Annotated in this window: 24 protein-coding genes and 1 riboswitch; of the genes, 19 read left to right on the top strand and 5 right to left on the bottom strand. The window is 51.0% G+C overall.

Annotation, left to right across the window (positions count from 1 at the left end):
* Positions 1 to 280: 280 nt before the first annotated feature.
* Entirely contained in the window at positions 281 to 1,477 is a 1,197-nt protein-coding gene (locus B0I18_RS24130; RefSeq protein ID WP_106525343.1) for a hypothetical protein, read from the bottom strand.
* 234 nt (positions 1,478 to 1,711) lie between these two features.
* On the opposite strand from B0I18_RS24130, the gene B0I18_RS24135 reads away from it, so the two are divergent.
* Both B0I18_RS24135 and B0I18_RS24140 read left to right on the top strand, forming a co-directional pair.
* Positions 1,712 to 1,981, top strand: a complete 270-nt coding sequence (locus tag B0I18_RS24135; RefSeq protein ID WP_106525344.1) for a hypothetical protein — start codon at positions 1,712 to 1,714, stop codon at positions 1,979 to 1,981.
* Positions 1,982 to 2,418: 437 nt separating this feature from the next.
* Complete coding sequence (locus B0I18_RS24140) at positions 2,419 to 2,790, top strand: hypothetical protein (RefSeq protein WP_106525345.1); 372 nt, start codon at positions 2,419 to 2,421, stop codon at positions 2,788 to 2,790.
* 116 nt (positions 2,791 to 2,906) lie between these two features.
* On the opposite strand, the gene B0I18_RS24145 is transcribed toward B0I18_RS24140, so the two are convergent.
* Positions 2,907 to 3,098 (bottom strand): class I lanthipeptide, encoded by a 192-nt coding sequence (locus B0I18_RS24145; protein WP_106525346.1) that lies wholly within the window; start codon positions 3,096 to 3,098, stop codon positions 2,907 to 2,909.
* Between the two features lie 154 nt (positions 3,099 to 3,252).
* Complete coding sequence (locus tag B0I18_RS24150) at positions 3,253 to 3,468, bottom strand: class I lanthipeptide (RefSeq protein ID WP_106525347.1); 216 nt, start codon at positions 3,466 to 3,468, stop codon at positions 3,253 to 3,255.
* A 320-nt stretch (positions 3,469 to 3,788) separates the two neighbouring features.
* Here B0I18_RS24150 and B0I18_RS24155 point away from each other — a divergent pair, with 320 nt between their 5' ends.
* The 8 genes from B0I18_RS24155 to B0I18_RS24190 all read left to right on the top strand — a co-directional run bounded on the left by B0I18_RS24155 (position 3,789) and on the right by B0I18_RS24190 (position 10,465).
* Entirely contained in the window at positions 3,789 to 4,520 is a 732-nt protein-coding gene (locus B0I18_RS24155) for a hypothetical protein (protein WP_106525348.1), read from the top strand.
* A 406-nt stretch (positions 4,521 to 4,926) separates the two neighbouring features.
* Complete coding sequence (locus B0I18_RS24160; protein WP_106525349.1) at positions 4,927 to 5,184, top strand: hypothetical protein; 258 nt, start codon at positions 4,927 to 4,929, stop codon at positions 5,182 to 5,184.
* 223 nt (positions 5,185 to 5,407) lie between these two features.
* Positions 5,408 to 6,442, top strand: coding sequence for a S66 family peptidase (locus B0I18_RS24165; RefSeq protein WP_106525350.1), 1,035 nt, complete (start codon positions 5,408 to 5,410; stop codon positions 6,440 to 6,442).
* 264 nt (positions 6,443 to 6,706) lie between these two features.
* A complete protein-coding gene (locus tag B0I18_RS24170; protein WP_146146866.1) occupies positions 6,707 to 7,177 on the top strand; it encodes a hypothetical protein in 471 nt (156 codons plus the stop codon).
* 655 nt (positions 7,178 to 7,832) lie between these two features.
* Positions 7,833 to 8,654 carry a T9SS type A sorting domain-containing protein gene (locus B0I18_RS24175; RefSeq protein WP_106525352.1) on the top strand — a complete coding sequence of 274 codons (822 nt, stop codon included), beginning with the start codon at positions 7,833 to 7,835 and terminating at the stop codon, positions 8,652 to 8,654.
* Positions 8,655 to 8,803: 149 nt separating this feature from the next.
* Entirely contained in the window at positions 8,804 to 9,265 is a 462-nt protein-coding gene (locus tag B0I18_RS24180; RefSeq protein ID WP_106525353.1) for a GyrI-like domain-containing protein, read from the top strand.
* 5 nt (positions 9,266 to 9,270) lie between these two features.
* On the top strand, positions 9,271 to 9,618 hold the full coding sequence (locus B0I18_RS24185; RefSeq protein WP_106525354.1) for a DUF1801 domain-containing protein: 348 nt from the start codon (positions 9,271 to 9,273) through the stop codon (positions 9,616 to 9,618).
* Between the two features lie 46 nt (positions 9,619 to 9,664).
* Entirely contained in the window at positions 9,665 to 10,465 is an 801-nt protein-coding gene (locus B0I18_RS24190) for a CFI-box-CTERM domain-containing protein (RefSeq protein ID WP_106525355.1), read from the top strand.
* Positions 10,466 to 10,519: 54 nt separating this feature from the next.
* On the opposite strand, the gene B0I18_RS24195 is transcribed toward B0I18_RS24190, so the two are convergent.
* Complete coding sequence (locus B0I18_RS24195; RefSeq protein ID WP_106525356.1) at positions 10,520 to 10,933, bottom strand: OsmC family protein; 414 nt, start codon at positions 10,931 to 10,933, stop codon at positions 10,520 to 10,522.
* Positions 10,934 to 11,243: 310 nt separating this feature from the next.
* Between B0I18_RS24195 and B0I18_RS24200 the strand changes: the two genes are divergently transcribed.
* A complete protein-coding gene (locus B0I18_RS24200) occupies positions 11,244 to 14,249 on the top strand; it encodes a DUF4394 domain-containing protein (RefSeq protein ID WP_106525357.1) in 3,006 nt (1,001 codons plus the stop codon).
* Between the two features lie 167 nt (positions 14,250 to 14,416).
* Positions 14,417 to 16,210: an ABC transporter ATP-binding protein gene (locus tag B0I18_RS24205; RefSeq protein WP_106525358.1), complete on the top strand. Its 1,794-nt coding sequence runs from the start codon at positions 14,417 to 14,419 to the stop codon at positions 16,208 to 16,210.
* A gap of 284 nt (positions 16,211 to 16,494) precedes the next feature.
* Here the strand turns inward: B0I18_RS24205 and B0I18_RS24210 are convergent, their stop codons facing one another.
* A complete protein-coding gene (locus tag B0I18_RS24210; protein WP_106525359.1) occupies positions 16,495 to 16,689 on the bottom strand; it encodes a hypothetical protein in 195 nt (64 codons plus the stop codon).
* Between the two features lie 233 nt (positions 16,690 to 16,922).
* Between B0I18_RS24210 and B0I18_RS24215 the strand changes: the two genes are divergently transcribed.
* The 7 genes from B0I18_RS24215 (at position 16,923) to B0I18_RS24245 (ending at position 24,051) form a co-directional block, all read left to right on the top strand.
* Positions 16,923 to 19,040, top strand: coding sequence for a type IA DNA topoisomerase (locus tag B0I18_RS24215; RefSeq protein WP_106525360.1), 2,118 nt, complete (start codon positions 16,923 to 16,925; stop codon positions 19,038 to 19,040).
* A gap of 72 nt (positions 19,041 to 19,112) precedes the next feature.
* Positions 19,113 to 19,202: riboswitch (TPP riboswitch) on the top strand.
* A gap of 74 nt (positions 19,203 to 19,276) precedes the next feature.
* The gene (gene thiS / locus B0I18_RS24220; RefSeq protein ID WP_106525361.1) at positions 19,277 to 19,480 is read left to right on the top strand and encodes a sulfur carrier protein ThiS; all 204 of its coding nucleotides are present in this window, start codon (positions 19,277 to 19,279) and stop codon (positions 19,478 to 19,480) included.
* Between the two features lie 4 nt (positions 19,481 to 19,484).
* A complete protein-coding gene (gene thiC / locus B0I18_RS24225) occupies positions 19,485 to 21,332 on the top strand; it encodes a phosphomethylpyrimidine synthase ThiC (protein WP_106525362.1) in 1,848 nt (615 codons plus the stop codon).
* A complete protein-coding gene (locus B0I18_RS24230; RefSeq protein WP_106525363.1) occupies positions 21,333 to 21,950 on the top strand; it encodes a thiamine phosphate synthase in 618 nt (205 codons plus the stop codon).
* Positions 21,923 to 22,672, top strand: a complete 750-nt coding sequence (locus tag B0I18_RS24235; protein WP_106525364.1) for a hydroxymethylpyrimidine/phosphomethylpyrimidine kinase — start codon at positions 21,923 to 21,925, stop codon at positions 22,670 to 22,672. The genes B0I18_RS24230 and B0I18_RS24235 overlap by 28 nt, the downstream gene beginning before the upstream one ends.
* Entirely contained in the window at positions 22,662 to 23,309 is a 648-nt protein-coding gene (locus B0I18_RS24240; protein WP_245882151.1) for a thiamine phosphate synthase, read from the top strand. The genes B0I18_RS24235 and B0I18_RS24240 overlap by 11 nt, the downstream gene beginning before the upstream one ends.
* Entirely contained in the window at positions 23,284 to 24,051 is a 768-nt protein-coding gene (locus tag B0I18_RS24245) for a thiazole synthase (RefSeq protein WP_106525365.1), read from the top strand. Before B0I18_RS24240 ends, B0I18_RS24245 begins: the two co-directional genes overlap by 26 nt.
* Position 24,052: the final 1 nt, after the last annotated feature.

Raw genomic sequence — 24,052 nt, forward strand, 5'->3', positions numbered from 1 at the left:
TAGATGTTAGATGTTAGATGTTAGATGTTAGATGTTAGATGTTAGATGTTAGATGTTAGATGTTAGATGTTAGATGTTAGATGTTAGATGTTAGAGGGAGAAGCCGGCTAATTGATGAGATCCTTCGCTGCGCTCAGGATGACAACCGCCCTCTTGATACTTTATACCTGATACCTGATACTAAAAAAATGAGCTCCTTCGCTGCGCTCAGGATGACAGGCGTCTTCCCTTTGCTCAGGATGACACCATTCAACATTCAAAATTCAAAACTCAACATTAACTAGTCCGGATTATACTCATACGCCACCTCGTAAGGTTGATCGCGCAGTTTGGAGGAGAGCTGACCGATCTGCAGGTCTTCGGCCTGGGGAGTAGGCTCGCATACCGAGTATTGTTTGTCCTTGTATACGATCGCCTGGCCTTCGGGTTTGTCAAATTTAACCGCGATGGTGACATGGGTAGGATACAACAGTACGATCATGGGCAGGTTGTAGACTTCTTTTACCAGGTAGAAAAACAAGGCAGCGCGATCGTCGCAATCGCTGTATTGCGTGAGCAGCGTTTGTTCGGGCGACAGTCTTTTCTCCTTACCGAAATTGTCCTGGTCGCTTTCGTAGAGAAAAGCGTTGCGGGTAAAACGCATCAGGTAATCCACCCCTTTTTTCTGCTTCATACCTTTCAGTATTTCTTTCAGCTCGGGGATAAGCGAATTATAGGTCTGGTGGCTCAGCGGGATATTAAAGTAAGATTCGTAGTCTACTACCGGGTAATTGGTAAAGATGTGCTGGATCTCGCTGTTGAGCAATACTTTAAAATGGTAAGGCTTGTTTTTGTATGTAAACTGGATATCTTTCTGCTGGTATTCGTCGGGGGTAAACTCCGGCAGCTGGGTTACCTTGTATGAAAAGGCCTGTTGTCCTTCAGGAACGGTTACCTGCACACCGCGCAGGTTATTCTTATTCAGGTCCGTTTTTGCATAATCGTGGATGTTCAGGCATACATATTGTTTGCCGTCCTGCAGGTAATACGGGATATCATATACGTTCTCGTCGCTGCGCACATAAAACAGCAATTCATCCTTAGCCAGCGCCAGCCGGGCATCGTAGCCCGATTTGGCCAGCAGGAACCATTTGTATAAGGTATACCTTTCGTAATTTTCGGCTTTGGGACTAAACTGCTGTACCGTTTTCCGGATCAGCTGGTAATACAGCCAGTCGTTTAATTTGTATTGGCTGCGGTAAGCCAGCAGGGAGGTTACCATAGACGCATAATCGCCGCCGTTTACCGCATCGTAAAATTCCTGTACGGATGCCTCGGTAGCAGGCCCCCGGAAAGGCACATCCTGCCAGGCGCCCGGATTAAGCCGGATAGAGTCGCCGTAAAAACTGAACGCCATACCGGCAGCCTCACGTGCCTGCATGCCTAAGGGCAACAGGTACAATAAGATCAGCGAAGTTATGGCGCGTATGGTGCTCAATTTTTAATCCGTTTCGTATAAAGTTACTAAAACTTAACAATAAGATAATATTGCATTTTTCTATCGAAAAGAAAAATCAGGGGTCAGATCCACTTGCCGCTCCCCTATTCCAGCCTCCATAGCGCTCTTTCCCAGGCAATCCTGCCAGCCGGTTTTGATTTTTAAAGAAATTTTATCATATTGCAGGATGATACGGATATGACGATCATACCCGCAAAAAAGCTTAGAATTTTCATGAAAAGACTTATCCTGCTTGCCTTCCTGACCACCTCCCTGGTTGCAGCCGTAACCTCCTGCACGAAAAAAGATTGTTACCAGTGCGTCACTACCATTACAGAAACGATACAGGGCCGGGATCCGCAGGTTATCTCCACGGCAAACCAGGATTACTGTGGCATCGACGAAGACCGTGCACGCGATATCGAAAATGCGGCTTACCAGAGCCATGTACGTAAAGAAGGCGATCTCACGATCACCCGCGTTACCGCTACCGTTTGCAAATAATATAACTTATATTGATGTAGCCCCCGCAAACGCATACCGGTTTTGCGGGCCTTAGTATTGCTCCCGGATAGCGAACCAAGGGATGTCAAGCCTGATTTTTCAGATGCAGGAAGAAAATGAAAAAATTTTCTTCCTGCATTTTTATTTTACGGTAATGCCATTAATCTCCCGTCACCAGCATGTTACAGCAACAGGAACCCGGATTGAATGATAACGTTTTATAAAAAAAACACCAGGCTAATATCTGTCATTCAGTATTCAATACTAGTGCATTACGTATAAACACCTGTTTTAAAATATACGCTAAAACACGCTTATTTCCGGCTTCGTTTTGATAGACATTTGTGTTACGATCATAAGCAACACAACTTATGAAAAGAGGGAAAACCGAAACCCTGTAAAAAGTAGGACAAACCAAACCTCAAAAAACACAAACAATGGGATTTTTTGGAAGCGAGCCGATTAACCCGGCCAAGACAACAGTAACCTATCTCTGGACAGGTCTGCGCACACCTGGTATTTTTATCGTAGAAGTTCAGGGCGATGCGCCTAACTACTCTTACGGCTTCACGCTGGTGCGTGACCCTAACTTTGTAGGCGGTCTCAAAATCAACTCTATGGGCTGGACCGGTCCGCTGGGCCAGGGCACTACGCCGTATACCGTTAAAGGCTCGTTCCCGGGGCAGTTCCAGGAGCAGATCGTGGTTTCCGGTTCCAATGGCGATTTCCTGATCAAAGTACAGGAAGTACCGCACGACCAGGTAGACAACTTTATCAAATCGCAGGTTGAAAACGGCGTGCCTGCTTAATGACAACACTAAACACCTGTTTTATGCCGGGGCCGTAACCCCGGCATAAAATAAACAAAGCCCTGTATACCGGTATCGACCGGTGCTACAGGGCTTTTCTGTTATTCCGGCGTTTTTTACACGCAGAAAATCACCGAGCAGGCAATACCACAGGAGTGCATGGTACAGGTGTAATTGAGCGTTTGCTCTTTACAGACATCACCGGTAATACCACCGGCAACAGCCTCCTGTTGTTGTGTGTTCAGTGCTACGATGGGCTCCTTGTTGAGGAACAGTTTTTTGTCGAGGGCGATTCTTTGTTTTTTCATGAGGTCATGTGTTTGTTTAGGGATGTGTCCTCCCCTGTCTTTAGTACGGGTACAGCGCCATGGGGCGGTTGTTCGGCGCATCGATAAAAAGGTAGAGCATCCTCAGATAAGCTGCCGGCTAAGGCCGGGGTCTGAAGGGCATGTGTTAGCGCGCTTATGCACAGAAAATAACGGTACAGGCGATACCCAGCGAATGCGTGGTGCAGCCGTATTGGGCGGTATTGCCACCGCACAGGTCAGGAATCTTGGTCACCATGCAGCGTTCGGTGGCTCCGCCTACTATTACATTTTGTACCTGTGTATCCAGTTGGGCAATGGTTTCTTTGTTAAGGAACAGTTTTTTGTCCAGGGTCATTTTTTGCTTTTTCATGAGGTCATGTGTTTGGTTAGGGATGTGCCCTCCCCTGTCTTCAGTACGGATACAGCGCCATGGGGGCGGTTGTTCGGCGCATCGATAAACATATTAGTAGAATCGATGCTATAAAAGTATTATTTCTACTATAAGGATGAGTTATATTAAGAATAATTTAAGATTATTTATTATTTACATGAAAACAAAATACAGGTTGAAAACCTAAACAGGTAAAGGTTTCGTAAGCAAAATGCATAGTTATTACCTACTTTCGTAAAAAGGTCGCAGAACGAATAGTGTATTCGCTTATCACAGGTGTACCGCCAATCCCGTAGTTTATGAAAACGATCCTGCTGCTCTTCCATTTCGTATTTATCGCTATACAGGTAAAGGCACAGCAGATTACAACCGGCCAGGCAACGCCACAACAGCGCCTCAGATTTTCCGTCCTTGTAAACCCGGGGCTCCCTTATTTCCTGGAAGATAGTTCGGCATTTGTTAGTGGCAATACTGCCATTTACCAGTCCCGGGAGTATGACCAATCTTACCGTTGCCCAAGGTATACTTATGATAGCCTCAGCGCCGGCAGGTACACTTTTTATACCCGTGACTTCTGGGGACATGTACGCACCTGCAACATCGCCTTGCAACACGATACCACAATCCTACTGCCTGCCGATTATTATGAACAGGTAAATACGATTCCTTTGGAAGTATTGAAGGATGCCGACAGTATCCAATTACTTTATCGTGCTACCGGCTGCTTCCTGCTCCGCACCGAAAAACTAACCTTGTTGAAAACCAGGCGTGGTAAAAGCTATACCGTTATCCGTACACTGGTTGAACCAGGGAAAACAGATCGTATCTTTCACGTACCTGCCAGTATTATAACCGATCTGCATCATACGCTATCGGCCATGGACAAAACACCAGCCGGCGAAATCAGCACCACACAAAAAAGCATTTGGATATTGGCAGGCAATAAACTCTTTCATTATCACGACCCCGCTAATAAATGGAAAGGGTATGACGCCTTTACGGGTAGATGGTTGCAAAGAAAAAAGCAGTGACCTACTATTGCAACTGTCGTGATATATCATTACCCTCATCTTGCTCTTGCACAAAAAGAACAAGCTTAACTGGCACAGGAAAGGATGCGTACACGAGCGGGGGGATTCATAGTTTAGGGAATATTTTAGTTGTGTAGATATGCATTTTTGATATAAAACAGGTCCCATAATCCTTTCATATTTTGATCCCAGATCACCAGTACATGTTTAACAGCTGGGTTCAAAATCTTTGACCAGTCAACAATGCGCGAATACGGCCTGCTACCTTCGCCCGCAGAGGTATAGAACAAGGCTATAGTTGCAAGATAAAACTATGTTTCGCCATACACAAATCAGGTAGAAACACCTGTATACCGCCAGGCAGGAATACCTACTTTCGTCCTCTACATAAAATATAACAGTACGCATGAATACCCTCAAATTTGCACCTGTAAATAAGACCCGCTCTTTGACACCTGGCGAACGTACCTGGGCTCCGGCAAGTAAGGCTGCCAAGCGCAGCGCCGACAACCCTAACCTTTGCGTAACACAGGACGATAGCGAACTATCCGAAATTGGCGGCTTTATTGATATTGCAGAAGTGATCAGCTTTTACATCGACAATGGAGTAATGCCTGTTGCTGATATGAAAAAGCTGTACAGGGACTTACAGGCGCAACAGTAATTAGCATCAACAACAAAGAGCCTGGGGTAAAACTTAACTCCCCCATGGTGAGACACTTCGCGCGGCTCAGTGTGACCGATGTGAGGATAAGCATGATCGATCAAGCAGGCAAGACGTACCAGTTACGGCAATTAAATATAACCCGGCAACGGAAGGCAACAGTTCACCCTCACAACTATAACCCCAAGCCTGTATTTTTGCACCAAGCATAAGTATAGAAACTATGGAACTGATTACCCCTCAAGGCTTACAACCGGGCGATAAGATAGCAACCGTATCGCTATCCTGGGGCGCAGCCGGCGAGCTGCCCCACCGCTACGCCACCGGGAAAGAACGATTGGAAAAAATATTCGGCCTGGAGGTCATTGCCACCACGCATGCCCTGGAACCCGCCGACTGGATCTACAACAACCCGCAGGCACGGGCCGCAGACCTTATGGAAGCCTTTGCCGACCCGACAGTAAAAGCCATTATCGCTAACATCGGCGGCGAAGACAGCGTGCGTATGCTGCCCTATATCGACCTCGGTATCATCCGCAACAACCCCAAGATCTTCCTGGGGTTTTCGGATAGCACCATCACTCACTTTATATGCATGAAAGCCGGTCTGGGCTCGTTTTACGGTCCTGCGCTGCTTACAGGCTTTGCAGAAAATGTAGCGATGCACGACTACCAGGTTGCCGATATCAAACGGACGCTTTTCAGCAGGGAAGTCATAGGCCAGGTAAAAGCCAACGAAGCAGGCTGGACCTCCGAATTCGTGGATTGGTTCGACCCATCGCTACAGCATACGCAACGGAAATTGGAACCCGCTACGGGATGGCGTTTCGTAAGCGGCAGCGGCGTCGTACAGGGCAGGCTTATAGGCGGTTGTATGGAAGTAATGGAAATGCTGAAAGGCACGGAGTATTGGCCGGAATTAAGCGTATGGGAAGATAGTATCCTGTTTTTCGAAACCTCTGAAGATAAGCCCTGGCCGGGGTTTGTACGCTACTGGATCAGGAACTATGCAAGCCTGGGTATCCTGCAGCGGGCAAAGGGTATTATTCTGGGCCGCCCTTACGATAACCTTTATGCGCTGGAATATGAAACAGAGCTCTTGAAGGTATTGAACGAAGAGGGCCTGACGGACATGCCCGTGATTACCCGGATGGATTTCGGGCATACCGCGCCGGTATTTACGATCCCTTATGGCAGGCTGGCCGAAATAAATTGTGACCAGCAATCTTTCTCGATCCTCGAACCCGGCGTGCGTTAACCACTTATAAACAAATAAGCCTTTTACGGGGCCTTATTTCCTGTTTTTATGGCCTATTGCGGACCATAGCGCAGCAAACAAGGCTTCGACCTCTTTTGCAGGCTGGTAGCGCGTTCCAGACCTATACCCGGAACTTCCGCCGCCAGCCTGTACCATTTTCTTGACATTTTTTTGACTTTTTCTTGACAAACGCTTTTAACTTAGATGATAAATACATATATTTGAGGTACCGAAAAAAAAGATTGTCACAAAAATGTCTTTGTTATGATTAAATTAAGAACGCTTTCAGGGTTGATGATGCTTCTTTTAATCATTTCCTGTAAAAAGAAAGAGATTGAACAAGTATCCACCTGGTATTTCAACGGCCGGCAGACTTCTACCACGGCCGTAAACATCTCTGAGAACCAGAGTGGTTCTTTCCTTTTTGCAGCAGACAGGGAGACCAGTTCCTTCGATCGCAAAAGCGGTTTTATACTGAATTGCGGTGCAGGCAGCTTCCCGCCGGTAGGCTCTTACTCTTTATACAACGGTCCTTTATCGCCCGATCTTTCGCTTTTACGGTTATTCATTTTCAACAACGGACAGGAGTACCGCTTGTCTAAAAACAACCAGGCGACGATCTCCATTGTGGTTGCCGATAAAAAACGGAAATTCGAACTGCCGGAAGTCTGGTTTACCAATGTGATGGACGACGAAGACAGCGCTTTGGTAAAAGGCACCTTCTGCGAACCCTGATCTCACGCGCTTCCCTGACCACTTTACCCATCCTTTTGCACTATTTATGCCCGGCATGAACATGACCGGGTAAAACTTGTTGTATGGTTTTGCCGGATCATGCTGCAGTGCACACCTACCTGTTCGTAACCTCCCGCTACGACCCACCTCTGATCAGGCGGAATTTCCTGAGAGGGATTAAAAATCGAGCCTGCGAATCTGTTCCTCTATTATTTATTCAAGGGAAATTAATAAGGAGGATTTAAGCGATCCAGGATAGATAAATAGACTACAATACCAAGTCCTGGCGGGCGAATGGGATCCTGCGAACTCATAGTTAGATTAACCGAATCGCTTTGTCGGGCACCATATGCCTTCCTGCCTGTTCGTATCGTCCCGCTGCGGCCCTGCCTTCCTTCATCCACTCCAGTTTTTTCGTTTTTTACGTTGCGCGATAACGCGTCCCAAAACAAACATAAGCATACCAACACTTTTCATGTAACACAAAAACACAAAATGATTAACCCCCTCTTGAAATGCAGGCACAGCAAGGCATACAGGTTACATAAATTAACCCTAGTTGACATTGTTTGGCAACTTTTCTCGCAGCGGAAAATTATTTTTGTCGACGACCAAATGGCTTTCAGCACGTTTTTTTGACTCTTAAAATAAGCAAATGATGAACAAGATGAAGTACTCCGCACTCCTCCTTTTGGCAGCACTGGTAACCGGTGTAAGCGCCTTCGGACAAACCCGTTACACCGACCTGGAAATCGTCCAGGTAACCTCACCGGCCAACAATGCCGTTATTGCCAATGGCGACTCCGCCAGTATTACCATAAGGGTAAAGAATAATGGGAAAGACACCCTACGCATTGCCGTAGACACTTATTATGTGTACGGTTCTTTAATGGGTATCGCACAGAACGCACCCGTTGCGGGATACATCGCCCCGGGCGCCAATGCACAGGCCATGCCCCCCAACAGCCAGAGCGACTGGTCCTTCCAGTATACCACATCCGGCGGACAAGTATTGGCCAAGTTGCCCAACAACCGTACCGCAAACACCGACACCACGATGAACCTGTGTATCTCGATCATATCTAAAAACCAGCTGCCGGGTGGCGTGATCAATACCAACGGGAAATATTATAATGATACCCTACCGGCCAATAACACCAATAAGTGTGTCAGTATTACGTTTAAAGGTAAACCCAAGCCCAACAGCATAGACGACCTGAACACCGAAAGAAATGCGCTGGCCCTGTTCCCTAACCCGGCAAACCGTTTCGTTACCCTGCGCACCGAAGCACAAACACGTAATGCGCGGGTACACGTAACCGACATGACCGGAAGAGTGCTCTTGCAGCATACCTTCGACAAACCGGCCTCCGATGTATTACAACTCGACATCTCCAGCCTGGCTGCGGGTATATACATTGTAAACCTGCAGACCGACAAGAGCAACAAAACCGGGAAGCTCGTCGTCCGGCATTAATTCAAATACGCTTTTTCAAACGGACCTCTTAAGAGGTCCGTTTGTTTGATATTACATTACTGCCCGTAAATGCAAGGGCTTCAAAATCCGGACTGCCATAGGGTTGTCAGTGGGCGCTTGTAACTTTGCCTCCTAAATACACAGCCCTTATGAATACCATACAGTTACCCGCCTTTTCCATCATAGGCATCAGCGTACGTACCACCAACGAAAACAACCAGGCCGCACAGGATATCCCGGCCCTGTGGGAGCGTTTCTTTTCGGAAAACATTATGGAGCGCATACCCGGTCGCGAAAGCACCGACCTCTACTGTGTGTATACCGATTACGAAAAAGACCATACCCGTCCCTACACCACGGTACTGGGCTGCAGGGTAAGCGATGCCAGCCAGGTACCGGACGACATGCGTGCCGTAAGCTTCCCGGAGCGGGCCTATGTACAGTTCGGGGCCAAAGGCAACCTGAACGAAGGCGCCGTTATCGAAGCCTGGCAACACATCTGGCAAAGCCCCGTACCCCGCGCCTTTACCGCCGACTTTGAACATTACGGGGAAAAAGCACATGTGCCTAAAGACGCAGAAGTGGATATCTTTATCGCTGTTAACGCCTGAAGCCTATGTTAAGTCCTGCCGACCGCTATTTCCAGAACAAGGAAGAACCCATTAAGAGTTGCCTGCTTTTTATGCGGCAATATATCCTGAAATATGACGGGCACCTTACCGAAGCCTGGAAGTACGGTATGCCTTTCTTTTGTTATGGCAAAAAGATGTGTTGTTACCTGTGGGTACATAAAAAGCTGGGCCAGCCTTACCTCGGTATTGTAGAGGGCGGGCGCATCGATCATCCGCTGTTGCTGCAGGAAGCACGCAGCCGGATGAAGATCCTGTTGCTCGACCCGGATGCCGACCTGCCTTTGGATACCATTCATGAAGTACTGGATGCTATGCTTGGCTTCTACCGGTAACCACGGTTTATACGGGATCCGTTATCTTTGAAACAAAGCCGTACCTATGCAAGCAGGAATCGAATTGCGTTGTCCGAAGTGTTATTCCGCGAAAGTTATTGTAGACAAACAAGGCGCTGCGCCTTCTGTAGCCGACCACATCAGTATGCTGGAAGGCACGGTAGATCATACTTCCGTCCGGTTGCGCTGCCAGCAATGCGGCGCCTCCTTTGCACCGGCGGAGGCCCGGATGGCACAGGATACCGATGCCGCGACGGCGACCCCGGCAACGGGCAATGGGAACAACCCGCAGGAGCAGCATATTCGTGCGCTGTACCGCGACCAGGGCGCACTACCCACTATTAAGTACCTCCGCGATACGTATGGCTGGAGCCTGAAAGCCGCCAAAGATTACCTGGACCGGTTGTTGTATTCAGAAACGGCGGCGACCGGTACGGCAGCCGCAACAGAGGAGAACAAGATCCTGCAACTGGTACAACAGGGCGGCAAATTAAGCGCCATAAAATACTGCAAGGATACCTATAACATGGGCCTTAAGGAAGCGAAAGACTACGTAGAAGGCCTGATGACCGCGAGGGGTATATCGCCTGCCGCAAGTAGTAAAACAGGCTGTTTTGTAGCCACCGCCTGTTATGGCGACTACGATGCACCGGAGGTCAGGGTATTGCGCCAATACCGCGACCAGGTGCTGCATCGCAGCAGGACCGGCCGTTTAGGCATACGTTTGTACTACAGCATTTCACCGCCACTGGCGGCGCGCATCGGCAGGTCGCCACGCTTAAAGGCTTTTATACGCCGCTACCTGCTTGGGCCCTGCGTACGGCGCATTGCCCGTAAAGATTATTGACAAAGCAAAAGCCACAGGCGGTTATCCGTCTGTGGCTTTTTACAATCACAAGGCCTAGGCGATCAGCGTAGCATCTACACTGATGGCGGTATTCAGCAATTTGGATATCGGGCAGTTCTTTTCTGCATGAGCTACCAGCTCATCGAATTTTTCCTGCGGGATGCCGGGCACTTTAGCGGTTAAAGTAAGCCGCGAAGCCACGATAGCACCTTCCTGGAAGTCGATCTCGCATTTGGTGTTCAGCTCTTCGGCTTTAAAACCGGCGCCATCGATATTGAAGGTGAGCTGCATGGTAAAGCAACCCGAATGGGCCGCTGCTACCAGTTCCTCGGGATTGGTACCGATACCGTCTTCAAAACGGGTCTTGAAGGAATACTGTGTTTTATCCAATACATTACTCTGCGTGGTCAGATGACCGGAGCCTTCTTTGCCCGATCCGTTCCATACTGCGGTTGCGTTACGTTTCATAGTTTAAAAATGGATTAAAAATGATGAATAGCCCCCAGGGGGCGTTTTACCCGTGTGTTGATTAACAGGCAGGCGCATTTTTTGTTGCATTCGGGCAAAAGCTAACCCGCATATTGCCCGGACAACACCCTAAGGTAAGACATTCTACAGGGGATAGACTGGCCAACGCATTAAATAATTAATAAGCGTATAATCAGGCCGAAGCCGCAATAAAATTTGCGCAGGGTAACTCATTCATTATTTTTTTCCGGTAAATAAATCTGGTGTTCAATTGATTTCGTAGATAGTAATAAACCAATACAGTTTTACTATGAAGAAACTCCACACACCTTTTAAAATCCGGACGGAACAACTACTGCGCTCATTGCTTGCCGGCAGTTTGTTGCTCGCTGCCGCCGCCCCGCTGTCTGCCCAGCAAATTTTTGCGCTCAGCAACGGCAACCTGGTATCCTTCAGCGCGGCCGTACCGCTGCTTACCAGCGCGGCCCTGCCCATTACCGGCATCACACCCGGACAGGTCATTTCCGGTATGGATTTCAGACCCGCTACCGGCCAGCTCTACATCCTCGGGTATAACAGCATTAACGGGCAGGCACGTTTATACACCGTCAATACCGGTACAGCCGTAGCTACGCCCATAGGGGCTGCCGCTGTTACCCTGGCTACCGGCATGAGTAAACTCAGCTTTGATTTTAACCCTACGGTAGACCGCATAAGGGTAACATCGGCCAATGGCAATAACTACCGTTTGCACCCGGTAACCGGTGCTATAGCGGCTACAGATGGCAACCTGGCTTACCTGGCCGGCGATATCCATGCAGGCACTACACCATCTGTAAGCGCAGGCGCCTATACCAATAGCTATATTGCCGCCACCAGCACCACGCTGTATAATTTCGACGACAACCTCAATATCCTTACCCGCCAGGATCCGCCCAATGCCGGTTCGCTCAATACCGTGGGCCCCTCCGGACTGCAGATCACGACGGGCTCGCGCACCGACCTGGATATTTATTTTGATCCGGTAACGAGTACCAATACGGCATTTTTTACCGCCAACCCTACCCTCTCCCTTACCGATAACCTGTACACCATCAACCTGGCAACAGGCGCAGCCAGCCTTGTAGGCGCGATCGGCCTGCCCGGCATTACGCCGATAGACGACATTGCTATCGCCATAGACCGTACGGTACCGCCCGCAATCGCCGGCCGGATCGTATATGGACTGACCAGCAATGCCTATCTCATCAGCTTCGACAGCGATGCCCCGGGCACCATACGCAGTCATGCCGCTATAACCGGTATTACCGCAGGCCAGGCGCTGGCAGGGCTCGATGTGCGCCCGCTTACCGGACAACTGTACGCCATGGGGTATAACGCTACTACCGGCGAAAGCCAGCTGTATACCATCAACCCGGCTACAGCAGCAGCTACGGTTATTAATACAACACCGGTATCGTTGGCAACCGGCCTTACCCAGATCAGCTTCGATTTTAACCCTACGGTAGATCGTATCCGGGTTACGGCAGCCAATGGCAACAACTACCGCCTGCACCCGCTTACCGGTGCGATAGCCGCTACCGACCTGGCACTGGCTTATGCAGCGGGCGATATACATGCCGGCGCAACACCGGCCATAGCCGCAGGCGCTTACACCAATAGCTATATCGGCACCACGGCCACCCAGCTTTATAACTATGATATTACCCAGAACAGTATTACCCTGCAGGATCCGCCCAATAACGGCACACTCAACACCAAAGGGGCATCGGGCATCAGCGTTAACCCTGCCGACCCTTCTGTGGATATGGATATTTACTTTAACAGCAGCACCGGTACGAACCAGGCTTTGCTGGCTGCCAATACCGGCAGCTCTGCTTTCGACTTTCTTTATAATGTCAACCTCAGCACAGGTGCAGCCACAGCGATAGGCCGTATCGGCTTTGGCACGGCCCTTACCGATATAGCCGTACAGATCGACAACAGCCTGCCTGCGATCATCGGGCAGCTTACCTATGCCGTTACGGCCACACAGAACATCATTACCTTCGATAACAGTAACCCGGGGGTAATCCGTTCACAGGCCGCAATTACAGGTATTGCAACCGGCCAGGTAATAGCCGGTATGGATATGCGCCCGGCCACAGGCGAGTTATACCTTATGGGTTATGATAACGTTACGGGCAACAGCCAATTGTATACCCTTAATGCCGTTACGGGCATAGCCACGGCCGTAGCGCCCGCTATTACCCTGGCCGCCGGCATGGGCAATATCGGCTTCGACTTTAACCCGACTGTAGACCGCATACGGGTTATCGGTTCCAATAATGCGAGTTACCGGCTTATACCGACTACCGGCTTGCTTGCCGCTACCGATGTCAACCTGGCTTATGCTGCAGGCGATCCCAATGCCGGTACCACGCCCAATGTAAGCACCTGCGCTTATACCAACAGCTTTAACGGCGCTACCACCACTACCCTTTACGATTACGATCATAGCCTGAATATATTCGCGATACAAAACCCGCCCAATAACGGTACGCTCAATACGCTGGGCGCTTCCGGCATTATCCAGAACCTTGCCGATCCGACTACCGATCTCGATATTTATTACAGCCCCACATTACTCAGCAACACTGCCTATTTTGTTGCCAACACGGCTACCAACGACCGCCTGTATTCCGTAAACCTCGCTTCAGGAGCCGCTACCGACCTGGGGCTGATCGGTAATGGCATCGCGATCAGGGATATCGCCGTACATATCGAAGGAGCCCCGCTTCCTTTAACCCTGACCAGCTTCCGGGTAAACAGTGCCCCCTGTTCTGCCCAACTAAGCTGGACCACTACCGACGAAAAAAATGTAGCTCATTTCCAGGTGGAACGTAAAGGCGAACAAGGCGGCTTCGAGGCTATCGGCACAGTTGCCGCAAGCAATACAACCGGTCAGCAGGCCTATACCTACACCGACAAAGACCTGCAGGAAGGTAAGTTCCTCTATCGTTTAAAGATACAGGATGCCGATGGCGGGTACCACTACAGCAATACCGAAGCCCGGCAGATCAGTTGCGGCAACAGCAAGATAAACCTCTACCCCAACCCGGCCCGCGATTATATCCGTATCTCCCTTGCCGGTGTGAGCGGCACCGCCTGCAGCATCCGGATCGTGGATGTAACCGGCAGAACGGCATATCTTAAATCCGCAACGGGCGCCCAAACGCTTACGATACCCATAAGCCAGCTGGTTAGCGGTTTATATACCGTTATGGTCAGTGACGGCAATCATATGGAAATATTACGCTTTGAAAAGATAGATTAAAAGTTCGCGGCATTACTACAGCCGGTCCTGCCCTTGCAGGACCGGCTTTTTTGTGAGCGCCTGCTGCCTTTTTATACGGCATAAACAAAATTTATAATTCCATACCAGGTAAAAAATTTTGCTTGAATCAATATTGCCTAACTTTACCGGATTTTTCTATATCCACGATGAAACTACTCTTACAATACCTCAGCCGCCACAAAGGCCTGATCTTCCTGGCGCTGATCCTGGCGGCAATCAACCAGGTCTTTTCGCTGCTTAACCCCTACATCCTCGGTAACCTCCTGATCGACCCCTATGCCAATAAAGCCGCGCACTTCCGCGATTCGGGCCTCGGCAATGAGTTCTTCAGGGGTGTTGTGATCGGTTTGCTGCTGATTATCGGCGCAGCCATGGTATCGCGTATCGCCAAGGCATTCCAGGACTACGTCGTGAACGTAGTGATCCAAAAATTTGGCGCGGCACTGTATACCGACGGCCTGAAACATGCCCTGCGCCTGCCTTTCCAGGACTTCGAAGACCAGCGCAGTGGCGAGACCTTATCGGTGCTGCAGAAAGTACGCGCCGATTGTGAAAAATTTATTACCAATTTCGTAAACGTCCTCTTTGCAACCCTGGTGGGCATCGTATTCGTAATGATCGTGGCCTTTAAGCTAAGCCCTATGCTGCCCCTGATCTACCTGGCCGGATCGGTAACCCTGGCGCTGCTGACCAGCGTGCTGAGCCGCAAGATCAAAGTGATCCAGAAAAATATTGTAAAGGAAACCACCGCGCTGGCCGGTTCCACTACCGAGTCGCTGCGTAATATAGAACTGGTAAAGAGCCTGGGGCTTACCCACCAGGAGATACAGCGGCTCAACACCACGACCATGAAGATCCTGAAGCTGGAACTGCGCAAGGTAAAAAGCATCCGCTCTGTTAGCTTTGTACAGGGCACCTTCGTTAACTTCCTCCAGCAATGTATCATGTTCGCGCTCATCTATTTTGTCTTCCACGATAAAATTACCGTGGGCCAGATGATGATGATGCAGTTCTATTCCTTCTTTATTTTCGGACCGCTGCAGGAGCTGGGCAATATCATTCTTTCTTACCGCGAGGCAGAAGCTTCTTTAAACAACCTGCAGGACCTGCTGGCCAGGCCGGTGGAGTACCAGCCCGCCCATCCCGTAAAAGCAGGCGCGATCAATCACCTGCAATTCGAACAGGTAAGCTTCCAGCACCAATCAGCTACCCGTCCTGCACTGGAGCAGATCTCCTTTGATGTAAAGCTGGGCGAAACCATCGCATTCGTAGGCCCTTCGGGCTCGGGTAAAACGACCCTGGTCAAACTGCTGGTCGGTCTTTATCATCCCAGCGAAGGCAAGGTAAAATATAACGGCCACAGTGGCGAAACGATAGACCTCGACGAACTCCGGCACCAGATCGGCTTTGTAACCCAGGACACGCAACTGTTTTCGGGCACCATCAAAGAGAACCTGCTGTTCGTAAACCCGCAGGCTACCGACGACATGATTATGGATGTACTGCATAAGGCGGCAGGCCAGAACCTGCTGGCGCGTGCGGAACACGGCATCGATACCATGATCGGCGAAGGCGGTTTGAAACTCTCGGGCGGCGAACGCCAGCGCCTTTCCATCGCGCGTTCGCTATTGCGCCAGCCCCAACTCATGATCTTCGACGAAGCTACGTCGGCGCTCGACTCCATAACGGAAGAAGGCATCTCGGCTACGATACGCCAGATTACCAGTCAACGCCAGCACATCACGGTAATGATCGCCCACAGGCTGTCTACCATCATGTATGCCGACCGCATTTACGTATTGGAAAAAGGCCGGATCATCGAGACCGGGAACCACAATGAACTGCTTGCGGAGAAAGGCCTGTATTATGCCATGTGGCGCCAGCAGATCGGCGAACGTAAAGATGACGCCGCCGTACCCGCAGAGCTGCAAAAGGCATAAACCCCGGTCATTTGATCCATGGTATAAACGTATAAAGTCCGGCCTGTGCCGGACTTTATTTATGCGTAAGTATGCCTTTTACAGGCTTAATAAAGGATCGATATAAAACGTAGCAGGTTGTTGCCCGGCAAGCATTTTAAAACACGCAGCAGGCAGCAGGCAAATAAAAAAGCGGTCCGGGAAACTTCCGCGACGCGCTTCAATTCAATACCCGTCCAGCCCTTGCCAGGCATGGGTTACCGGTATGCGACCAAAATAATAAATAGCTAAAAGGGATTCCTGTTTTATTCCAGCGACAGGATGCTGTGCGGCAGGCCGGTCTCTATATTGAGCGTCGTCTGCGGGTAATGTTGTCTTACCTTAGCCAAATCAAAACGGATAGCGACATCCGGGGGTAAATGATAGATTCTTTTATTCTTTTCTTCGGTAACCAGGTATTGTTTTAAAGATTCAATCAAGGTCAATGTGTGCTCGTTCATTGCGGCAAATTTACGGCATTATATCTTTATTAACATCACTGTAGGTACTATAAAGCTGCGATTTCCGGCATTTTCGCGCTCTGGAGGCCGCCAGGGCCGGAAAAATTTTGTGGATAAAATACGCTTGTGCGACTTCCCAAATTATTGCATCTTTGCCGGCTACGGCTGTCGATAGCCTCCGGGAAGCATAATCTTCCGGTTATCCGGCCTTTGAATCAACCGCTTATCAGAAAATGAAAGTATGCATTGCCGAAAAACCGAGTGTAGCCAGGGATATTGCCGAAGTAGTCGGCGCCCGGCAGCGCAAAGAAGGTTATTATGAAGGCAACGGCTACCAGGTTACCTGGACCTTCGGTCACTTCTGCACACTAAAAGAACCCCACGATTATTACAGCCAATGGAAAGCCTGGCGCCTCGAAGATCTGCCCATGATCCCTTCCGGCTTCGGCATCAAGCTGATCGACAATAACGGTGTCAAAAAACAATTCGGCATCATAGAGACGCTCGTTAAACAATGCGAAGAAGTGATCAACTGCGGGGATGCCGGCCAGGAGGGCGAACTGATACAGCGCTGGGTATTGCTGAAAGCGGGTTGTACCGTTCCTGTAAAACGGCTCTGGATCTCCTCGCTCACCGAAGAGGCCATACGCGAAGGTTTTGACAAGCTGAAAGACAGCCAGCAATACGACAACTTGTATGCTGCGGGCAGCGCCCGGGCTATAGGCGACTGGCTGCTGGGCATGAACGCAACCCGGCTGTTTACCAAAAAATTCGGCGACCAGAAAGCCGTGCTTTCCATAGGCCGCGTGCAAACCCCTACCCTGGCCATGATCGTACAACGGCAGAAAGAGATCAATGCCTTTGTACAGGAAGAATACTGGGAGCTGAAAACCATTTACCGCGAGACTGAATTTACGGCGACTATAGAGCGCCTCAAGAACCCGGAGAAGGCGCAGAAAGGACTGGAATACATCCAGGCTCATTTATTCGAAGTAACCTCCTTCGAACGCAAGGAGGCCAAAGAGGGCAACCCGCGCCTGTTTGACCTTACCTCCCTGCAGGTAGAAGCCAATAAGAAACTCGGTTATTCGGCCGACGATACCCTGCGTTATATCCAGAGCCTGTACGAGAAGAAACTGGTTACCTATCCCAGGGTAGATACCACTTACCTGTCGGAAGACCTGCATCCCAAGATACCCGGCATATTGCAGAGCATGGCCTATTACAGCCAGCTTACGGCGCCGCTGCTTACCCAACCCATACCCAAGTCCAAAGCCGTTTTCGACGATAAGAAGGTTACGGATCACCATGCCATTATTCCCACCGAAGTATTGCCTTCCGGTCTGTCGTCGGTAGAAGAGAAACGGATATACGACCTGATCGCCAAACGTTTTATAGCGGTGTTCTACCCGGAGTGTAAAGTAGCCAATACCACGGTGCTCGGGCAAACCGGCCAGGTGGAGTTTAAGGCTACCGGCAAACAAATACTCGATCCGGGTTGGCGTGTGGTATATGCCAACGACGCCCAGAAAGAAGAAGGCGACGAAGAAAAACTGATGCCGGTATTTGTAAAAGGGGAAAGCGGTCCGCATGAACCCAGGGTACATAAGGGCAAGACCACGCCGCCCAAACCCTATACCGAAGCCACTTTGCTGCGCGCCATGGAAACCGCCGGCAAACAGGTGGAAGATGAAGAGATGCGCGAACTGCTAAAGGACAACGGCATCGGGCGACCCTCTACCCGGGCCAATATTATCGAGACCCTGTTTCGCAGGAAGTATATCGAAAAGAAAAAGAAAAACCTCTACGCTACCCAAACCGGCATAGACCTGATCGATACCATACAGAACGAGCTACTGAAAAGCCCCGAGCTTACCGGCAACTGGGAACGCAAGCTGCGCCTGATCGAGAAGGGCAGTTACGAACCCGCCGTGTTCAAACAGGAACTGATCCAGATGGTGATCGACCTGGCCAACGAGGTCAAGTCCAGTACCTATAAAGTGATCAGTATCGCCGCCGAACCGCCTGCCAAACCGGAGCCTGCCGCTAAAGAACCCAAAGCGCCGAAAGCCCCCAAGGAAGCGCTGAACCTGGAAACGCTGCAGTGTCCTAAATGCAAAGAGCAGCTGCTGCGTAAAGGTCATACCGCTTATGGCTGCGCCAACTTCCAGGCCTGCGGCTTTAAAGTGCCCTTCGAGATCGGGGGTAAAAAACTGACCGACAAACAGGTGGCCGACCTGGTACAGAAAGGCAAGACCGGGAAAATTAAAGGCCTGCAAACCGAAGCCGGCACAGAAGCCGCCGAAGGCCGTATCAGCCTGGATAGCGCCTTTGCACCGGTTATCAGTTAAGTATACTCCCTATCCTGCCGGCTTGTTAAAAAATAAAGCCATCGTTCGTAATTCGATTTATTTACTACCTTCGTATCACTTTAGGGGTGCCTTTGTGCTGAGATAATACCCTACGAACCTGATGTAGTTAGTACTGCCGAAGGGAAAAGTGAGACCACCTGTGTACCGGTGTCCTTCGGGGCATTTCCTATCCTGCACAGCCATGTCATTCCTAAAGTACATTAATACTTTCAGGAATGCAGATAACCATCAACAACGAAGTACTGGACATTACTGCAGGCACTACACTGCAGCAGCTTGTTTTTTCGCGGCTTGGCGAAAAACAGAACGGCATCGCCGTGGCCGTCAACAATACCGTCATCTCCCGTAACCTGCACGACAGCCATATCCTGCAGCCCCACGATACCGTTTTAATCATCAAAGCAACACAAGGAGGATAATACTATGATAAAAAAGGACCAGGCCCCGGAACAGCAGCATTTATCGCTCGGGCCCATCAGCGGATCACGTAAGATCTATGTAGCCGGCAAAATCCACCCTATACAGGTAGCCATGCGCGAGATCAGCCTGTCGCCCACAAAGCTGGCCAGCGGCGGCACAGAAGCCAATGCACCGGTTACCGTATACGATACCAGCGGCGCTTATACCGACGAAACGGCGACGATCGACATCAGGCAAGGCCTACCCCGGCTACGCGAACAGTGGATACTCGACCGCGGCGATGTGGAAGAACTGGAAGCCGTAAGCTCGCATTACGGCCGGGAACGGCAGAACGACGAAAGCCTTTCCCACCTTCGCTTTGAGCATATCCGCAAACCGTTGAAGGCTAAAGATGGATGCAATGTAAGCCAGTTGTACTATGCAAAAAAAGGCATGATTACTGCCGAGATGGAGTACATCGCCATACGCGAAAACCAGCGTATAGACGAACTGCAAAACCAGGACTCCGCCGATGTCAACAGCCCGGGCTTCCAGCACCCGGGACACAGCTTCGGCGCCAATACCCCGGTAAAGCACATCACGCCTGAGTTTGTACGCGACGAGATCGCTGCAGGCCGGGCCATCATTCCCAATAACATCAATCACCCGGAAAGCGAACCGATGATCATCGGCCGTAATTTCCTGGTCAAGATCAATGCCAATATCGGCAACAGCGCCGTAACCTCGAGCATCGAAGAAGAAGTAGAAAAAGCAGTGTGGGCCTGCCGTTGGGGCGCCGATACGATCATGGATCTTTCTACCGGTAAAAACATCCACGAAACCCGCGAATGGATTATCCGCAACTCGCCCGTACCCATCGGAACCGTGCCGATCTACCAGGCTTTGGAAAAAGTGAACGGTAAGGCTGAAGACCTTACCTGGGAACTGTTTCGCGATACCCTGATCGAACAGGCGGAGCAAGGCGTATCGTACTTTACCATCCATGCCGGCGTACTGCTGCGTTATATACCGCTTACCGCCAAAAGGGTTACGGGTATCGTATCGCGCGGGGGCAGCATTATGGCCAAATGGTGCCTGGCGCATCATAAAGAAAACTTTCTCTATACCCATTTCGAAGAGATCTGTGCCATCATGAAGGCTTACGATGTAGCCTTCTCGCTGGGCGATGGCTTACGGCCCGGCTCTATAGCCGATGCCAACGATGCCGCCCAGTTTGCCGAACTCGAAACCCTAGGCGAACTGACTAAAATTGCCTGGCAGCACGATGTACAGGTAATGATCGAAGGCCCCGGCCATGTGCCCATGCATATGATCAAAGAGAACATGGACAAACAGCTGAAGGAATGCCACGAAGCACCCTTCTACACCCTGGGGCCGCTTACGACGGATATCGCCCCCGGTTACGATCATATTACCTCGGCCATAGGCGCGGCTATGATCGGCTGGTTTGGCACGGCTATGCTGTGTTATGTAACGCCGAAAGAACACCTGGGCCTGCCCAACAGGAAAGATGTAAAAGACGGTGTGATTACCTATAAGCTGGCAGCCCATGCCGCCGACCTGGCCAAAGGCCATCCCGGTGCGCAATACAGGGACAATGCCCTGAGTAAGGCCCGGTTCGAGTTCCGTTGGGAAGACCAGTTCAACCTCTCGCTCGATCCCGATACGGCCCGCGAATACCATGATGAGACCCTGCCTGCCGATGGCGCCAAGGTAGCGCATTTCTGCTCGATGTGCGGTCCTAAATTCTGTTCGATGAAGATCACCCAGGAAATCCGGGATTCCGCTGCCAGCGGCCTGTTCGAGAAGGCGGAAGAATTTAAAATGCAAGGCAGCCAGATCTATTCCTAAATGAAACAGCTCATCGTTATCACCCATCCGGAGCCGGTACCGCAGGAAGCGGGCCGCATCAACGCCTTGTTTGATGCAGGCCTGGAGCTGCTGCATATCCGGAAACCGGGCTATAACGAAACGCAGTGCCGGCAACTGTTGCAGGACATTATACCGGCATACCGCAACCGGCTTGTATTACACCAGCAACACGAACTGGCAGCAGCGTATGGTATACGGCGCCTGCACTTTCCGGAAACCATGCGTTACCTTACCGGTAAGGTAATCATTGAGCAGTGGCACGCAAAAGGCTATACCCTGTCCACGTCGATACATACGCTGGCAGATTATCCCTCCCTGCCCGGCCAGTTTAACTACGCCTTGCTGGGGCCCTTTGCCGCCAGCATATCCAAGCCGGGTTATGGCGTGGATATGCAACAGGATACTACGGCCGGTATCCCTAAAACGGATACAGCACTTATTGCTGTCGGCGGCTTACATGCCGGTAATATCACAGCGCCGCTTGCTGCAGGCTTTGATGGCGTGGCATTACTGGGCAGCATCTGGAAAGATGAACATACCACAGATAACTTTAAACAACTACAGGCATTATGGCATACGACCGACCCGCAGTACTGAGTATAGCAGGCCTGGATCCCAGTGGGGGTGCGGGTTTGCTGGCCGACATCAAGACCTTTGAACAGCATCGCTGTCTCGGCTTTGGTGTGGCTACCGCGATCACGGCTCAAACCGAAGACCGTTTTTTCGGCATCGAATGGCTGTCGCCGGCGTTGATATGGATGCAATGCCAGCCGCTGCTGGACCGCTACCCGGTAGCCGTGGTGAAGATCGGCATTACCGAAAGCCTGCCGGTATTGCTGGACCTTGTCGACCGGCTGCAGGGCATACGGGATAAGGTACAAATTATATGGGACCCGGTAATCAGGGCCTCTGCAGGCTTCCGGTTTATGGACCCTGCAGATAAAACGATGCTGGTGCGCATCCTGCAAGGGCTAAGCCTGCTTACGCCCAATACACAGGAAGCCAGCCTGCTGAGCGGCCTGGAAGACACCGGCGAGGCAGCTTTATGGCTGGCACAGTACTGCCCCGTATTACTCAAAGGCGGTCATGCAGCTGAACGGGGCGTCGACTATCTCTTCGAAAAAGGACAACGGACCGCTATCGATCCCGGACAGGAGGTTTTGCCGCCCAAACATGGTTCCGGCTGCGTGCTCTCCTCTGCTATAGCCGCAGGGTTGGCACGAGGGCATACCCTGCCCGAAGCCTGCCGCATGGCTAAAACCTATACCGAAACTATTTTAAACAGCAACGATCAATTACTGGCTTATCATGATGCTTAACCGACTACAATACATTTCGCAGGGCAACAGTGCCGCCGAACAGCTTGGCCATATCCGATCGGCACTGGCGGCCGGCTGCCGCTGGATACAACTGCGCTGGAAGGGGCAACAGGAAGAGGCCCTGCTTCAGCTGGCCCTGCAGGTAAAAGCCCTGTGCCGGGAGCACAATGCCGTACTGATCATTAACGACCATGCCGCAGTTGCCCGGGTGGCTGATGCAGACGGCCTGCACCTCGGTCTCGGCGATATGCCGGTAGCGGAAGCACGCCGGCTCCTGGGTCCCGGAAAGATCATCGGCGGTACGGCCAATACACTGGCAGATGTGCTGCAACGGGCGACCGAGCAATGCGACTACGTGGGTCTTGGCCCCTTCCGTTTTACCACCACCAAAGAAAAACTGAGCCCGGTATTGGGCCTGGAGGGTTACCGGGATATGATGCAGGCATTGACCACGGCAGGCATTACCCTGCCGGTTTATGCAATTGGTGGTCTGCAAACCGGCGACGTAACAGGGCTTACCGGGGCCGGTGTATACGGCATAGCTGTTTCCGGGCTCATCAGTCAGGCCAGGCATGCCGCTTCATTAGTACAACAATTAAACCAGCAACTATATGCAAGCACTTCATATAGCCGGTAGAACCTTTCAATCCAGGCTATTCCTGGGTACCGGCAAATTTGGATCGGCAGCAGCTATGGAAGCCGCTGTAACAGCATCCGGCACCGAACTGGCCACCGTGGCTCTGAAACGTATCGACCCGGAAACCGGCACGGATAACCTGCTGGCGCACCTGCAACAGCCGGGCCTGCACCTCCTGCCCAATACCTCCGGCGCCCGCAATGCGAAAGAAGCCGTATTTGCGGCGCAGCTTGCCCGCGAAGCACTCGAAACCAACTGGCTGAAGCTGGAGATCCATCCTGATCCCAAATACCTGATGCCGGATGCGCTCGAAACGCTGAAGGCCACCGAAGAACTGGCCAGGCTGGGCTTTGTGGTATTGCCGTATATCCATGCCGACCCGGTATTGTGCAAGCAACTGGAAAGCGCAGGTACTGCGGCCGTAATGCCCCTGGGTTCGCCCATCGGCACCAATAAAGGGCTAAAAACGATCGACTTCCTGGAGATCATTATCGAACAAAGCAAGGTACCGGTAGTGGTAGACGCCGGTATCGGCGCACCTTCCGATGCCGCACAGGCCATGGAACTCGGCGCCGACGCCGTATTGGTCAACACCGCTATTGCCGCATCCGATAACCCGGCCCTGATGGCAACGGCCTTTAAACTGGCTACAGCAGCGGGACGCATGGCTTACGAAGCCCGGCTGGCGGGTACTAACCGGCAAGCCATAGCCAGCAGCCCGCTCACCGCATTTTTACAGTAAA

The sequence above is a fragment of the Taibaiella chishuiensis genome, from assembly GCF_003014535.1.
In the GTDB taxonomy this organism is placed as follows: domain Bacteria; phylum Bacteroidota; class Bacteroidia; order Chitinophagales; family Chitinophagaceae; genus Taibaiella; species Taibaiella chishuiensis.

Coding starts and splice junctions, on each gene's coding strand:
- B0I18_RS24200 (WP_106525357.1), top strand. CDS start 11,244: ATGAAGAAACTCCACACACCTTTTAAAATCCGGACGGAACAACTACTG.
- B0I18_RS24245 (WP_106525365.1), top strand. CDS start 23,284: ATGCAAGCACTTCATATAGCCGGTAGAACCTTTCAATCCAGGCTATTC.
- B0I18_RS24210 (WP_106525359.1), bottom strand. CDS start 16,689: ATGAACGAGCACACATTGACCTTGATTGAATCTTTAAAACAATACCTG.
- B0I18_RS24240 (WP_245882151.1), top strand. CDS start 22,662: ATGATGCTTAACCGACTACAATACATTTCGCAGGGCAACAGTGCCGCC.
- B0I18_RS24230 (WP_106525363.1), top strand. CDS start 21,333: ATGAAACAGCTCATCGTTATCACCCATCCGGAGCCGGTACCGCAGGAA.
- B0I18_RS24185 (WP_106525354.1), top strand. CDS start 9,271: ATGTTAAGTCCTGCCGACCGCTATTTCCAGAACAAGGAAGAACCCATT.
- B0I18_RS24165 (WP_106525350.1), top strand. CDS start 5,408: ATGGAACTGATTACCCCTCAAGGCTTACAACCGGGCGATAAGATAGCA.
- B0I18_RS24145 (WP_106525346.1), bottom strand. CDS start 3,098: ATGAAAAAACAAAGAATCGCCCTCGACAAAAAACTGTTCCTCAACAAG.
- B0I18_RS24155 (WP_106525348.1), top strand. CDS start 3,789: ATGAAAACGATCCTGCTGCTCTTCCATTTCGTATTTATCGCTATACAG.
- B0I18_RS24160 (WP_106525349.1), top strand. CDS start 4,927: ATGAATACCCTCAAATTTGCACCTGTAAATAAGACCCGCTCTTTGACA.
- B0I18_RS24140 (WP_106525345.1), top strand. CDS start 2,419: ATGGGATTTTTTGGAAGCGAGCCGATTAACCCGGCCAAGACAACAGTA.
- B0I18_RS24215 (WP_106525360.1), top strand. CDS start 16,923: ATGAAAGTATGCATTGCCGAAAAACCGAGTGTAGCCAGGGATATTGCC.
- B0I18_RS24190 (WP_106525355.1), top strand. CDS start 9,665: ATGCAAGCAGGAATCGAATTGCGTTGTCCGAAGTGTTATTCCGCGAAA.
- B0I18_RS24175 (WP_106525352.1), top strand. CDS start 7,833: ATGATGAACAAGATGAAGTACTCCGCACTCCTCCTTTTGGCAGCACTG.
- B0I18_RS24135 (WP_106525344.1), top strand. CDS start 1,712: ATGAAAAGACTTATCCTGCTTGCCTTCCTGACCACCTCCCTGGTTGCA.
- thiS (WP_106525361.1), top strand. CDS start 19,277: ATGCAGATAACCATCAACAACGAAGTACTGGACATTACTGCAGGCACT.
- B0I18_RS24150 (WP_106525347.1), bottom strand. CDS start 3,468: ATGAAAAAGCAAAAAATGACCCTGGACAAAAAACTGTTCCTTAACAAA.
- B0I18_RS24195 (WP_106525356.1), bottom strand. CDS start 10,933: ATGAAACGTAACGCAACCGCAGTATGGAACGGATCGGGCAAAGAAGGC.
- B0I18_RS24205 (WP_106525358.1), top strand. CDS start 14,417: ATGAAACTACTCTTACAATACCTCAGCCGCCACAAAGGCCTGATCTTC.
- B0I18_RS24180 (WP_106525353.1), top strand. CDS start 8,804: ATGAATACCATACAGTTACCCGCCTTTTCCATCATAGGCATCAGCGTA.
- B0I18_RS24170 (WP_146146866.1), top strand. CDS start 6,707: ATGATTAAATTAAGAACGCTTTCAGGGTTGATGATGCTTCTTTTAATC.
- thiC (WP_106525362.1), top strand. CDS start 19,485: ATGATAAAAAAGGACCAGGCCCCGGAACAGCAGCATTTATCGCTCGGG.
- B0I18_RS24235 (WP_106525364.1), top strand. CDS start 21,923: ATGGCATACGACCGACCCGCAGTACTGAGTATAGCAGGCCTGGATCCC.